11 protein-coding genes are annotated in these 13,728 nt (G+C 70.6%); 5 read left to right on the top strand and 6 right to left on the bottom strand.

Annotated elements, in window-relative coordinates:
- Positions 1-291 (top strand): hypothetical protein (locus tag GL325_RS15420; protein WP_223111349.1); only part of this gene is annotated, 291 nt, incomplete at its 5' end.
- A gap of 25 nt (positions 292-316) precedes the next feature.
- On the opposite strand, the gene GL325_RS15425 is transcribed toward GL325_RS15420, so the two are convergent.
- The 4 genes from GL325_RS15425 to mfd form a co-directional block, all read right to left on the bottom strand.
- Positions 317-889 (bottom strand): MazG family protein, encoded by a 573-nt coding sequence (locus GL325_RS15425; RefSeq protein WP_255956236.1) that lies wholly within the window; start codon positions 887-889, stop codon positions 317-319.
- Between the two features lies 1 nt (position 890).
- Positions 891-1,517, bottom strand: a complete 627-nt coding sequence (locus GL325_RS15430; RefSeq protein WP_187770128.1) for a hypothetical protein — start codon at positions 1,515-1,517, stop codon at positions 891-893.
- A 22-nt stretch (positions 1,518-1,539) separates the two neighbouring features.
- Complete coding sequence (locus GL325_RS15435; protein WP_255499638.1) at positions 1,540-2,553, bottom strand: LCP family protein; 1,014 nt, start codon at positions 2,551-2,553, stop codon at positions 1,540-1,542.
- Positions 2,554-2,643: 90 nt separating this feature from the next.
- The gene (gene mfd, locus GL325_RS15440) at positions 2,644-6,123 is read right to left on the bottom strand and encodes a transcription-repair coupling factor (protein WP_187770130.1); all 3,480 of its coding nucleotides are present in this window, start codon (positions 6,121-6,123) and stop codon (positions 2,644-2,646) included.
- Positions 6,124-6,303: 180 nt separating this feature from the next.
- Here mfd and GL325_RS15445 point away from each other — a divergent pair, with 180 nt between their 5' ends.
- The 3 genes from GL325_RS15445 to GL325_RS15455 are packed head-to-tail and all read left to right on the top strand — an operon-like array spanning position 6,304 to position 9,480.
- Positions 6,304-7,032: a CDP-alcohol phosphatidyltransferase family protein gene (locus GL325_RS15445; protein ID WP_187770131.1), complete on the top strand. Its 729-nt coding sequence runs from the start codon at positions 6,304-6,306 to the stop codon at positions 7,030-7,032.
- A complete protein-coding gene (locus tag GL325_RS15450) occupies positions 7,032-8,171 on the top strand; it encodes a DUF1972 domain-containing protein (RefSeq protein WP_223111350.1) in 1,140 nt (379 codons plus the stop codon). Before GL325_RS15445 ends, GL325_RS15450 begins: the two co-directional genes overlap by 1 nt.
- 7 nt (positions 8,172-8,178) lie before the next feature.
- Entirely contained in the window at positions 8,179-9,480 is a 1,302-nt protein-coding gene (locus tag GL325_RS15455; RefSeq protein ID WP_255956237.1) for an oligosaccharide flippase family protein, read from the top strand.
- On the opposite strand, the gene GL325_RS16050 is transcribed toward GL325_RS15455, so the two are convergent.
- Positions 9,462-10,583, bottom strand: coding sequence for a glycosyltransferase (locus tag GL325_RS16050; protein ID WP_187770133.1), 1,122 nt, complete (start codon positions 10,581-10,583; stop codon positions 9,462-9,464). The two genes, GL325_RS15455 and GL325_RS16050, sit on opposite strands and share 19 nt — an antisense overlap.
- Positions 10,584-10,691: 108 nt before the next feature.
- On the opposite strand from GL325_RS16050, the gene GL325_RS15465 reads away from it, so the two are divergent.
- Entirely contained in the window at positions 10,692-11,939 is a 1,248-nt protein-coding gene (locus tag GL325_RS15465) for a hypothetical protein (RefSeq protein ID WP_187770134.1), read from the top strand.
- A 6-nt stretch (positions 11,940-11,945) separates the two neighbouring features.
- Here GL325_RS15465 and GL325_RS15470 read toward each other — a convergent pair.
- On the bottom strand, positions 11,946-13,728 hold a 1,783-nt coding region (locus GL325_RS15470; protein WP_255499637.1), incomplete at its 5' end, for a PKD domain-containing protein.

A 13,728-nucleotide genomic window follows, 5' to 3' on the forward strand; every position in this document is an offset into this window, starting at 1 on the left:
AACGGCAACGCCTACCACCGCACCTCACCCAAGAACCCCGAACGCTTCGCCTGCTGGGCCAACGGCAAGAAAGGCACCGAATCCTTCCCCACCCTCACCACCTTCCGCAACGCCACCGGACAAGACCGCAACTCCACCGTCGTGGAGGGAGTGCCGATCAACGCCACCGGCCTGCTCGGGAGGCTCGCCACCTCCCCGGTGGCTCGGTCCCTGCCCGCGCGCGTCGCACGGGTGACGGGCCAACCCGCCGGGGTGCGGGTCGTCGGCTCGTTCAGCTCCGCGCTCGGCTGAGGACAGGGCGGCCCCGCGCCCGGGTTCAGGCGCGGTCGGCGTGGCGACGCGTGGCCGCGCGCAGCTCGGCCTCGGGATCGACGCCCGCGGCGCGGGCCTCCGCGACGAGGCGCAGCAGCCGCGCCCCGAGGTCGTCGCCCTCGACCGGGGCGTCGACCCGGCCCAGCACCTTGTCGGCCGCCATCAGCGCGGGCAGGTCGGCGGGGATGCCCTCGAGCGGGTGACGGCGCTGCTTGCGCTCACCCTTGAGTCGCTGCCAGTTGGCGTCGACCTCGGCGGCCGACGAGACGGTGACGTCCCCGAAGACGTGGGGACTGCGATGGATGAGCTTGTCGGCGATCCCCCGCACGACGTCGTCGGTCGTCCAGCCCTCGCCGTCGGACTCGGCGATCGCCGCGTGGATCACGACCTGCATGAGCAGGTCGCCCAGCTCCTCGCGCAGGTGCTCCGAGTCGGCCAGGTCGATCGCCTCGGCCGTCTCGTAGGCCTCCTCGATCACGTAGCGACGCAAGGACTCGTGGGTCTGCTCGCGGGTCCACGGGCACTCCGCCCGCAACCGCCGCATGACCTCGACGAGGCGATCGAACTCCTGGCTCACGTCAGGTGCACTGCAGGGCCTGGGGCCGATCCTCGATGGCCGTGGCGTCGAGCTCGCCGCCCGGGACCGACAGGGAGCCGGACTCCGAGACCTGCTGGATCGTCTCGTCCAGACCGAACCGGGGATCGACCGAGACGTCGAACTCGGCGATCTGCTGGGCGAGCAACTGCTGGCCGGCCTGGACCAGCTGCTCCTCGTCGGTTCCCGCGGGAGCGGCTTCGCGTCCCAGCTCGAGGGCGATCGCGCTGGTGCGCTGGTTGCGCTCGACGAGCTTCACGGCCTCGTCGACCTGGTCGCCGAACATCTGCTCCAACTGCGCCTTGTCCTCGGCCGTGAGTGCGGGGACCTCGATGGTGAGGTCACGCTCCTGCGCGATCTGGTCGGCGATCTCGCCGACGAGCAGATCCGCCAGCGACTGGCGACGCAGGGCCGCGCTGTCCACGCTGCCGGCACCGCCCTGCTGGGCCTGCTGCTTCGAGGCGACGCAGTAGACGCTCGCGACATCGTCGACGTCGGACATGGGAATCCGGGTGTCGCCGACGACGGCGGCAGCACCGGGATGGACGGGACCGCAGCCAGCCAACAGCAGCGCGGCGAGCCCGAGAACGGCCAAGCGGGTCTTCGACATGGCGCCACAGTACCGGGCCCGTTCAGTCGACCACATCAGCCAGACCCGTACCGGTCTCACCGATCCACGCCGAGAGTCGGTCCTCGCGAAGCGCCTGCCACAACTCCTCGCCCTCGGGGCGGTCGAGATAGACCACGCTCTGGGCGCCCTCCATCCCGAGGGACTTGAGCGGGACCACGGTGAAGGAGATGTCCTGGGACCGGACCGATCGCAGCGACCAGGCCAGGTTGCGCATGTCGGAGGCCGTCCATCCCTCGTCGACCCCGAGGTTGGCAGTCACCGCGTCGAGCACCTTGTAGAGCAGGCGGGGATCGGTGAACGTCGGACGCGACAAGGTCTTGCCGGCCAAGGAGCGCAGGAACGCCTGCTGCCGCTTGATCCGGTCCAGGTCACCGCCGGCGAGCCCGGCACGCTGGCGCACGTAGGCCAGCGCCGTCTTGCCGTCCATCTCGTACGTGCCCGCCTCCCACGTCCGTCCGGAGTAGCCGTCCTTGACCGTCTTCGGGATGGTCACGGTGACGCCGCCGAGCAGGTCGGTCACCCGCTTGAAGCCCTCCCAGTCGATCACCGCGACGTGGTCCATGCGGACATCGGTGAGCTTCTCGACGGTCGCGACCGACAGCGCCGGACCGCCCCAGGAGAACGCGGCGTTGATCTTCGCCGGGCCGTGCCCGGGTACCTGCACCCACGAGTCGCGCGGGATGCTGACGAGGCTGACCGACTTCCGATCGGCCGGGATGTGGATGACCATCATGGTGTCGCTGCGCTGGCCGGCGACCGATCCGTCCACCCTCTTGTCGCTGCCGAGCAGCAGGATGTTGATCGAGTCGTCCGGCGTGCTCTGGGGCCGCTCCCCCACCGGCATCGCCGCGGGAAGCGCCTCCATCTGCCCACCGAGATGACGGCGGAGCCAGAAGTCGGCACCCAGCGCCGCGGCCACGGCCAGCACGACCACGATCACCAGAACCGTCAGCAGACTCCTGCCGGTACGCCGCCAGCGCGGTCGGCCCTCGGCCGGCGACGGCTCCTGCTCCATGACGCTCACTACCTGACGGTAACCAGAATCGGCCCGCGATGGTGGGCTTTCCACCCAATGGACGCGGGGGCCACACCGAGCAACCGGCGGTCAGCCCGTGATCGCGTCGACGACCCGGCCGGCCCATTCGAGCAGCTCCCGCCCGCGCAGGGGCGCACCGCCGATGCCCTCCTTGCGCGGCGCCGGCACGAGCAGGACCTTGACCGCCTCCTTGTAGAGGCTCTTCGGGTAGATCCGGTTGATCCGCAGCTTCGCCGACTCCGAGAGGGTGACCGGCGTGAACCGGATGTTGGACCCCGCCGAGGTCACCTCGGTCAGGCCCGCGGCGCGCACCTTGACGCGCAGCGCCGCCACCTGCAGCAGGGTCTCGACCGGCTCGGGCGGAGGGCCGTAGCGGTCCGCCAGCTCGGTGCGCAGCTCCTCGATGTCGGCGGTCGCCCGCACGTCGGCCAGCCGCTTGTACATCTCGAGCCGCAACCGCTCGCTGGGCACGTAGTCGTGCGGCAGGTGCGCCTCGATCGGCAACTCGAGCTTGACCTCCTTCTCGGGGGCCGCGTCGCCGCGGAACTCCGCGACCGCCTCGCCCACGAGCCGGATGTACAGGTCGAAGCCGACGTCGGCGATGTGACCGGACTGCTCGCCGCCGAGCAGATTGCCCGCACCGCGGATCTCGAGGTCCTTCATGGCCACGGCCATGCCGCCGCCGAGCTCCGAGTGCTGGGCGATGGTGACGAGCCGGTCGTGGGCCGTCTCGGTGAGCGGCTTGTCCGGCGGGTAGAGGAAGTACGCGTAGGCACGGTCGCGGCCACGGCCGACGCGCCCGCGCAGCTGGTGTAGCTGCGACAGGCCGAGGGTGTCCGCGCGCTCGATGATCATCGTGTTGGCGTTCGAGACGTCCAGGCCCGACTCGACGATCGTGGTGCAGACCAGGACGTCGAAGCGCTTCTCCCAGAAGTCGACCATGACCTCCTCGAGCTGGTGCTCGCCCATCTTGCCGTGGGCCACGGCCACGCGGGCCTCGGGCACGAGCTCGCGGATGCGCGCCGCGGTCTTCTCCATGCTCTGCACCCGGTTGTGCAGGTAGAACACCTGGCCCTCGCGCAGCAACTCGCGCCGGATGGCGGCGATCACCTGCTGGTCCTCGTACGGCCCGACGAAGGACAGGACCGGGTGACGCTCCTCCGGCGGTGTCGCGATCGTGCTCATCTCGCGGATGCCCGTGACGGCCATCTCGAGCGTGCGCGGGATCGGCGTGGCGGACATGCTCAGGACGTCGACGGCGGCACGCAGGTGCTTGAGCGCCTCCTTGTGCTCGACGCCGAACCGCTGCTCCTCGTCGATGATGACCAGGCCGAGGTCCTTGATCCTGACGCCCGGCTGCAGCAGTCGGTGCGTGCCGATGACCATGTCGATCGAGCCGTCCGCCAAGCCCTCGAGCGTGGCCTTGGACTCCTTCTCGGTCTGGAACCGCGACAGGGGCCGGATCGTGACGGGGAACTGTCCGAAGCGCTCGGCGAACGTCGCGTAGTGCTGCTGCACCAGCAACGTGGTCGGGACGAGCAGGATGACCTGCTTGCCGTCCTGGATCGCCTTGAACGCCGCGCGCACCGCGATCTCGGTCTTGCCGTAGCCGACGTCACCGCACACCAGGCGGTCCATCGGGACGACACGCTCCATGTCGCGCTTGACCTCGTCGATGGTGGACAGCTGGTCGGGCGTCTCGACGTGCGCGAACGCGTCCTCGAGCTCGGCCTGCCAGGGCGTGTCCGGCCCGAAGGCGTGACCCTTCGTGGACTGCCGGGCCGCGTAGAGCTTGATCAGCTCGTCGGCGATCTGGCGCACGGCCTTGCGAGCGCGGTTCTTGCGGTTGGTCCAGTCACCGCCGCCGAGGCGGTCGAGCGAGGGCGCCTCGCCGCCGACGTACCGGCTGACCTGGTCGAGCTGGTCCATCGGCACGAACAGCCGGTCCGGCGGCTGCCCCCGCTTGCTGGGCGCATACTCCAGCACGAGGTACTCGCGGGCGGCCCCGTGCACGACGCGGTTGACCAGCTCGACGTAGCGCGCGACGCCGTGCTGCTCGTGCACGACCGCGTCGCCGGGCTTGAGCTCGAGCGGGTCGATCTGCCGGCGGCGACGCGCGGGCATCGACCGCTGCGTGCGCTCGGGGGCGCGCTGGCCGACGAGGTCCTCGAGCGTCAGCAGCACGAGCCCCAGGGACTCCGACACGAAGCCGTGGACGAGGTCGGCACAGATGACCTGGACGACCTGCTGCTCGGGGCCTCCCGGCCCGTCGGCGTGATCGACGATCGTGGCGGGGACGTCGTGCTCGGCGAGCCATTCGACGGCACGCTGCGCCTGGCCGTGGGCGGGGGCGACGATCACGATGTGCCGCTTCTGGCCGCGCCAGGCCAGCATGTCGGACAGGGCGGCGTCGATCTCGCCCCGGTACTGCGGAGCGGGCTCGGCGGCGACCGTGTGCGACTCGTCGAGGGCGAACGGCGAGACCTCGCCCCAGCCGAGGCCGAGCTTCGCCACGTGCTGACGGACGTCGTCGAGCTCGTGGAACGCCGCCGCTCCGACGTCGATCGGGCTCTCGCCACCGTCGGCGGCCGTGGCCCACGACGCGGCCAGGAACTCCTCGCTCGTCGCGAAGAGGTCCGCCGCCCGGGCGCGGATCCGCTCGGGGTCGTTCGTCACGACCGTCGAGCCCGGGGGCAGCAGGTCGACGAACAGCTCCATCTCGCCCGCGAGCACGGGAGCCAGCGACTCCATGCCCTCGACCGCGTGCCCCTCGGCCAGCTTCGTGAACAGCTCGGCCATCGAGGGGTGGGTCTGGGCGTACCGTGCGGCCGTGGCGCGGACCTCGTCGGTCAGCAGCATCTCGCGGCACGGCGGCGCCCACAGCCGGTCGACCGGCTCGAGGGTGCGCTGGTCGGCCACCGCGAATCGACGGACCTCCTCGACGGTGTCGCCCCAGAACTCGACGCGCAGCGGGTGGTCCTCGGTGGGCGGGAACACGTCGACGATGCCGCCGCGTACCGCGAACTCGCCGCGGCGCTCGACCAGGTCGACCCGCGTGTAGGCCGCCGCCGCGAGCCGCCGGACGACGTCATCGAGCTCCACGTCCTGGCCCGCGACCAGCTCGACCGGCTCGAGATCGGCCAGCCCCTTCATCTGCGGCTGCAGGATCGAGCGGACGGGAGCGACGACGACCTTCGGCCGGTCCTCACCGCCGTGGACGACGCGCCGCAGCACGGCGAGGCGGCGACCGACGGTGTCCGAGCGCGGCGACAGGCGCTCGTGCGGCAGGGTCTCCCACGCCGGGAACGTCGCGACGGCGTCGGGTCCGATCAGGGCCGCGACGGCGCGGGTGAGGTCGTCCGCCTCACGCTCGGTGGCCGTGACCGCGACGGTCACGCCCGGGCCGTCGGCCAACGCTGCGGCGACGAACGGGTGCAGGGCGGGAGGCGCGGTCAGCTGCGAGCCACCGTCACCGTCACGGAGGTCGGAGACGAAGGCGGCGAGGTGCGGTTCGGCGGCGACGGCCGCGGACAACTGAGGCTGGACCATGACCTGTCAAGACTACGCGGTGGGTCCGCGGCCCAGTCCGTCGTCGCGACTCCTTGGCCGATGCGAACACGCGGCCGCCACCGGCCGTCGATCGTCCGAGCGACAAGAACCCCCACCACGGGCAGCACGGCTCCACTAGGCTGACAGGGCCCCGCACCCATCTAGTTAGGCCGACATCAGGTGACGCAGCTGGACTTCCGTTCCGGGCTCGAGGCCCTCCGGTCCGCGCAGAAGCCGGCTCGCGGCACCGCGGCCTATTCGCGTCACGTCAACCGTCCCGCGGGTCGTTACGTGGCCGCGTGGATGAACGCCCACGGCATGACACCCAACCAGGCCACCGCGGTGAGCGCGACGCTCTCGGCGACCGGGATCGCCTTGATCGCCCTCGTCCCTCCCACGTGGTGGGTGGGGATCCTCGTCGCAGTGCTGCTCGCCGGCGGTTACGTCATGGATTCCGTGGACGGGCAGTTGGCGCGTCTGCGCGGCGGTGGCAGCAAGTCCGGCGAGTGGCTCGATCACACGGTGGACTGCTTCAAGTCCCTCACCCTGCACCTCGCCGTGCTGATCCACTGGTACCGCTTCGTCGACCTGCCGTCGAACGCGTGGCTGCTCGTGCCGGTCGGCTTCACGGTGGTCGCCGGCGCCACCTACTTCGGCCTCATCCTGATGCCCACCCTGCGTCCTGCCGCCCCGGTGCAGCAGGACCCGGCCGCGGAACACCCCCTGCGCCGCTTCCTGATCCTGCCCACGGACTACGGATTCATCTGCTGGGTCTTCGTCCTGCTGGGGTTCCCCGTCGCCTTCCGCATCGTCTGGACCCTCCTGTTCGTCGCGGCGGCGGCGATGTTGGCCCTCGCGCTCGTCAAGTGGTGGCGAGAGCTGCGCACGTACGACGCGGAACCCACCTGATGCGCATCGTCATGCTCGGCACGCGCGGCGTGCCGGCCAGATACGGCGGCTTCGAGACCGCGATCGAGGAGATCGGCCGCCGCCTGGCCGAACGCGGCCACGACGTCACCGTCTACTGTCGCGGCGCGGAGGGCAAGCCGGCCGAGCACCTGGGCATGACGCTCGTGCACCTGCCGGCCGCGCCCAAGAAGGCCCTGGAGACGCTCAGCCACACGTTCCTGTCGGTGTTCCACGTGCTGTTCAGTCGCCGACGCTACGACGCGGCCTTCGTCTTCAACGCGGCCAACGCCGTGTTCCTGCCGGTGCTGCGGTTGCGCCGGCTCCCGACGGCGGTGCACGTCGACGGTCTGGAGTGGAAGCGGGCGAAGTGGGGCGGCGCCGGGCGCCGCTACTACCGGACGGCCGAGGCTCTGTCCGTGCGGTGGGCCGACGCCCTCATCGCGGACGCCCGGGGCATCGCCGACTACTACACCGACGAGTTCGGCGCCTCGTCCGAGCTGTTGGTCTACGGGGCACCGATCCTCGTCGACCGCCACACCGATCGCCTCGCCGAGCTCGGTCTGACCGATCGCGGCTATCACCTCGTCGTCGCACGGTTCGAGCCCGAGAACCACGTGCTCGAGATCGTCCGCGGCTACCGGGCCAGCGACGCCGAGCTGCCCTTGGTCGTGGTCGGCTCGGCGCCCTATGCCGACGCGTACACCGCGGAGATCGAGCAGGCCGCCGGCGATGATCCGCGGATCCGGCTGGTCGGGGGCGTCTGGGACCAGGACCTCCTCGACGCCCTGTACGCGAACGCCGCGTCGTACCTGCACGGCCACAGTGTGGGCGGCACGAACCCCTCGCTGTTGCGGGCGATCGGGGCGGGCACCCCCGTCACCGCCTACGACGTCAGCTTCAACGCCGAGTCCCTCGGCGCCGGATCGCGCGCCTTCCGGACGGCCGACGACGTCGCACGTCGCGTCGTCGAGACCGAGCAGGACGTCACCGCCGCGGTGGAGCACGCCGACGCCGTGCGCTCGCGGGTCGCGTCCACCTACTCGTGGGACGCGGTGACCGACGGATACCTCGCCCTCGCGCGGCGGCTCGCTGAGGGACAGTCCCAGCGGGGCCGCTTCAGCGGCCGGCGAAAGGCCTGACCACGCCGTGAACTCGGTCTACGCGCTGCTCGCGAGGTTGGCGACCATGTCGACCTCCTTGGTCTTCGGGGTCCTGACCGCACGTCTCATCCTGGGCACGGTCGGCGTCGAGCACTACACGCTGTACGCACTCCTCGTGGCCTTCCCCGCCCTGCTGTCCTTCACCGATCTCGGCGCCGGAGCCGTCGTCGTCAACAGCGTGGCCGCGAGCGACGACCCACGGACCGATCCACTCGTCCTCGCGCAGGTCACCTCGGTCGGGCGCATCCTGGTCGGCTTCGCCGCCGTCGCCCAGCTCGTGAACACGCTGCTGCTGCTGACGGGCGGGTGGACACGCATCCTCGGCGACGCGGGACGCCTCGACGGCGCCGACCTCGGGGCCTTCCTGTCGCTCAGCGTGTTCGCCTGCGGTGTCCCGGTCGGCCTGTGGGTGCGGATCATGCTGGGACTGCGCAAGAACCACGTCGTGATCCTGCTGCAGGGCCTCATCTCACCTCTGAACTTCGGTCTCGTGTGGCTGGTCCTGAACATCGACGACGCGCACTTCGCCGCGCAACTGGCGATGACGTCGTTCATCGCCTCCTTCACGGTCGGCGTCATCGGCCTGGCGGTGACCTCGCGCATGACGTCGCCTCTCGTGCCCCGGACGATCCGACGGCTGCCGCGCCTACGTCAGGCACCGGGCACCCGGGTCATGGACGTGGGCTGGCCGATGCTGGCACAACTGCTGTCCGCGCCCATCGCGCTGGGCTCCCAGCGCTACGTGCTGGCGCAGTTCGGGACCGCCCATGACGTCGCGGAGTACAGCGTCGCCGCCCAGGTCTTCTTCGCGCTCAACGGGCTGGTCGGTGCCGCGGGCGTGGCGCTGTGGCCGAAGTTCGCCCGCGATCGCGAGCGAGGGACGATCCACCGCGGACCCGGACTGCTGTCGGCCGTCTTCGCCTCCGGCATCGTCGTGGCGACCGGCCTCGTGTGGCTCGTGCGGGAACCGTTGTTCGGCTTCATCACCAACGACGAGGTGACCGTCTCGGGCACGACGGTGCTGGCGTTCGGCGCGATGGTGACCTGCACCGCGATCCTCTACCCGCTGGGCATGTTCATCATGGACAAGCCCGGCATCCGCTTCCAGGTCGTCCCCGCGCTGACGATGGCGGCCTCGAGCCTGGCGCTGAGCATCGTGCTCACGGTGCTGCTCGGTGTCGAGGGTCCCCCGCTCAGCAGCGTGTTGGCGGTCATCGTGTGCCAGATCATCCCGTTCGCGATCTACATCCGACGCCACCGCGACCGGCTCTACTCGACGGCTGCCTGAGGCCACTGGTCGCCGGCCGACCGGAACTGCGAGACGCCGTCATCGGCGGGAGCGACCCCCAGGAGATCCCACGTGAGCGCGACGTACCGGGCCACGTAGTCCCGCTGCGTCAGCCCGTGGCGCAGCACGAATCGGGCGTCGACCGTTGCCGGTGAGCCGACGACCTCGCGCAGGGCGCGGACCCAGCCGTCGACGTCACCCACCGTCACCAGGTCGGTCTCGGGCGGGAGGTAGTCCTCGATCCCACCGGTCGCCGTCGCCACGACGGGGCGTCCGGCCCCGGTGGCCTCAATGCAGGTCGTGGCCCCGGAGGCGTGGCGATTGGGCCTCAGCGGCACGGCCACGACGGCGGCGTCGCCGAAGAGCTCGTCCACCTCCGCCCGTGACGCCGCAGGCCCGCACGAGACGTGCGCCGGCCACGGCATCTCCCGGATGGACCGGCGATGACAGGCGATCCGGAAGTCCAGCTCGGGCAGCTGCTCCGTCACGGCCAGGAAGAGGTCCCAGTCGCGATCGACGTCGTTGCCCAGCGCCAGCACCAGCGGCCGGCCGCTTCGGTCGCCGGGCGCACCGGCCGAAGACGGGTCGAGGGCCGGGACCGTCGTGCCGAAGGGCAGCACGATCACGCGGCGGCCGGGCACCGTCGCGGCGGAGATCTCGCGGTTGACACGACTGTGGGTGCACTCGACCGGATGGGTGCGCAGCAACCTCGCCACCAGTGCCCGCCGGGTCGCTCCCCACGTCGGCCACCGGTCCCACAGCCACACGGACTGGGCGAGCACCGGCGTGCGGCGCCGAGGACGGAGCGCCTGGACGGCGGCCACCGCGAGGTGCTCGCGCTCGGTGTGGGTCCACACCACGTCGGCCCATCGGATCAGCCGGCGGTTCCGCCATGCATGGACCAGGTCGAAGCCCAGCGCGGAGACCAGTCGCGCGCGGATCCGCCTCACGACGGGCCTCTCGGCGTGCGCCACGGACCAGCGCATCTCGAACACCTCGTCGGCGGCGTCGTAGCCGTAGGGAGTGCCGTCCGCGACCTCGCCGGCGCGATGGCGCAGGCGCCAGCTCTCGACGTCCTGATCGTGCCCCAGGACGACGGCCACGCGGTACCGTGGTCGCGACTGCCTCATCTGGAACCTCGCGCGTCGAATGAGCGGTGACCCCAGCGGCAATCCGCGGAGCGTAGGTGCAACATACCGGAGGGAGCCGGCGTGAATCGCACGGTCGAGCCATCCCCGGAGTGGTCGAGTCTGACCGTCGTGATGGCCGCGGCCTCCGCGTTCGCCGTGGGCATCCGACGCGAGGTCCTGTTGCCGGGGCTGACACCGGGGCTCGTCATGGCGGCCGTCCTGCTCCCCCTGTGGCTCCCCCACATGGTGCGCAACCCCCTGCTGCGCAAGGTTCTCGTCCTCGGTGTCTGTGCCGTCGTCTGGGGCCTCATGGTGGCGATGTTCAACGACGGCAACCGGTACGACCCGCGCAACCTCCTGGTGCAGGTGATGATCGCCGTGGCGCTCGTGGCATGCGGCGGTCTGCTGTTCTGGGCGCTGACCATCATCGGCATCCCGTGGACCGTGCTGGCCTTCGGCCTGGGGGCGTTGACGCACGTCGTCATCAACGGTGCGAACCCGGTCAACCCGTGGAAGTACTCCTGGGCCCTCCCGGTCACCATCACCCTGCTGGGCGTGGCCATGGTCGTGGGGTCACGGCTGCTCGAGATCGGCGCGCTCCTCGCGATGGCCGCCGTATCAGCCGGCAGCGACTCCCGATCGATGACGGCCTTCCTGCTGTTGGCAGCCGCCCTCGTGACCTTGCAGGCAGCACGACGCAACGGTGCAGCCCTGAACCGGGGGGCGTTGCTCGCGGCCCTCGCCGTGGGCGTCATCGGCGGCTACAACCTGTTCCAGGCCCTGATCCTGGACGGCGTCCTGGGCGACAGCGCCGCTCAGCGGACCCAGACCCAGCTCGACGCCTCCGGCTCCCTGCTGACGGGTGGGCGACCGGAGCTGGGGGCGTCCACCGCCCTCATCGAGCACCAGCCGCGAGGACTGGGCCCGGGGGCGATCCCGACCGCCAACGACGTCTGGCTGGCGAAGACCGGCATGAGCACGCTGAACTACGACCCGAACAACGGCTACGTCGAGCGCTTCCTCTTCGGCGGCCGATTCGAGCTGCACTCGGTCATCGCTGACTTCTGGATCTGGTTCGGCCCGTTGGGGGCGCTGCTCATCGTCGTGCTGATGGCGATCGCCGTGCGCGCCCTGATCGACGGGATCGCCACGAGCACCGCATCATCCGTCGCCTGCCTGCTGACCATCCTGGGGTTGTGGGACGCCGCGTTCAGCCCGGTCCAGACCTCGTTCCACACCATGACCCTGGTGTGGGCCCTCGCGGCGTACTCCCTGACGCGGCGATCGGCCCGCCGCCATGGCGGCAAGCTCGACCCCGCCCTCAGCTGAGGTCGCTCAGCGCGTCACGCGGTAGGAGTCGAAGTTGAAGCGGGTCGTGGGGACCGTCGAGACCGAGCTGAGCGCCGCCCGGACCCCGACCACACCAGCGGCCTGCAGGCCGGCTGTCGAGTCGGTTGCCGTCAGCTGCCAGTTGGCCGGCTCGGCCGACCCGGCGAACCACGCCTTCGCACCCAACGTCGTCGGGCTCGTGCCGCGCACCGACACCTTCACGTTCAGCTTCGTCCCCGGCGTGTAGTCGTTCGCGATCACCACGCTGCCGCCACCGAGCTCGGTCTGGTTGCGCAACAACTGCAACCGGACCACGCCCGAGGGCTCCAACCGGATCCTGGCCGCGTACTCGTTGCTGCCGATCACACGACCCAGAGCCGTCAAACTCAACGTGCCACCCGCCGAGGCCTGGTCCACCGAGTACACCGCCGTCGAGACGGAGTTCTCGGTCGACACCGACCCCAACCGCGCCTCACGAGTGTGCGACGGAGCCAGCGAGATGTGACCGGCTGCGCCACTGACCGAGAACGCCGCCGCGCCACCGGACACCGACCAGGCACCGCCACGATCGGCCGTGCCCCACCCGCCGGAGACCGTGCGACCGAACGCATCAGCCGCCAACTCGTCCTCCGCCGGAGGCACCACGACCGACACCGACTTCGTCACCGAGCCCGTCGCGCCATCGTCATCACGAACCGTCAGACGAATCTCGTACGTGCCCGCCGCGCCATAAGTGTGCGACGCCGTCCGGCCCGAGCCCGAAGCCCCGTCACCGAAGTCCCACGCATACGACTCCACCGACCCATCAGCATCCGACGAGTCCGACCCGTCCACCGACACCGACAACCCATCCTTCGCCACCGCGAAACCCGCCACCGGCGCCACATTCGGCGCTGGGGCGTTCCCGCTCACGACGCGGTAGGAGTCGAAGTTGAAGCGGGTCGTGGGGACCGTCGAGACCGAGCTGAGCGCCGCCCGGACCCCGACCACACCAGCGGCCTGCAGGCCGGCGGTCGAGTCGGTTGCCGTCAGCTGCCAGTTGGCCGGCTCGGCCGACCCGGCGAACCACGCCTTCGCACCCAACGTCGTCGGGCTCGTGCCGCGCACCGACACCTTCACGTTCAGCTTCGTCCCCGGCGTGTAGTCGTTCGCGATCACCACGCTGCCGCCACCGAGCTCGGTCTGGTTGCGCAACAACTGCAACCGGACCACGCCCGAGGGCTCCAACCGGATCCTGGCCGCGTACTCGTTGCTGCCGATCACACGACCCAGAGCCGTCAAACTCAACGTGCCACCCGCCGAGGCCTGGTCCACCGAGTACACCGCCGTCGAGACGGAGTTCTCGGTCGACACCGACCCCAACCGCGCCTCACGAGTGTGCGACGGAGCCAGCGAGATGTGACCGGCTGCGCCACTGACCGAGAACGCCGCCGCGCCACCGGACACCGACCAGGCACCGCCACGATCGGCCGTGCCCCACCCGCCGGAGACCGTGCGACCGAACGCATCAGCCGCCAACTCGTCCTCCGCCGGAGGCACCACGACCGACACCGACTTCGTCACCGAGCCCGTCGCGCCATCGTCATCACGAACCGTCAGACGAATCTCGTACGTGCCCGCCGCGCCATAAGTGTGCGACGCCGTCCGGCCCGAGCCCGAAGCCCCGTCACCGAAGTCCCACGCATACGACTCCACCGACCCATCAGCATCCGACGAGTCCGACCCGTCCACCGACACCGACAACCCATCCTTCGCCACCGCGAAACCCGCCACCGGCGCCACATTCGGC

The sequence above is a fragment of the Aeromicrobium sp. 636 genome, assembly GCF_024433585.1.
GTDB lineage: Bacteria > Actinomycetota > Actinomycetes > Propionibacteriales > Nocardioidaceae > Aeromicrobium > Aeromicrobium senzhongii.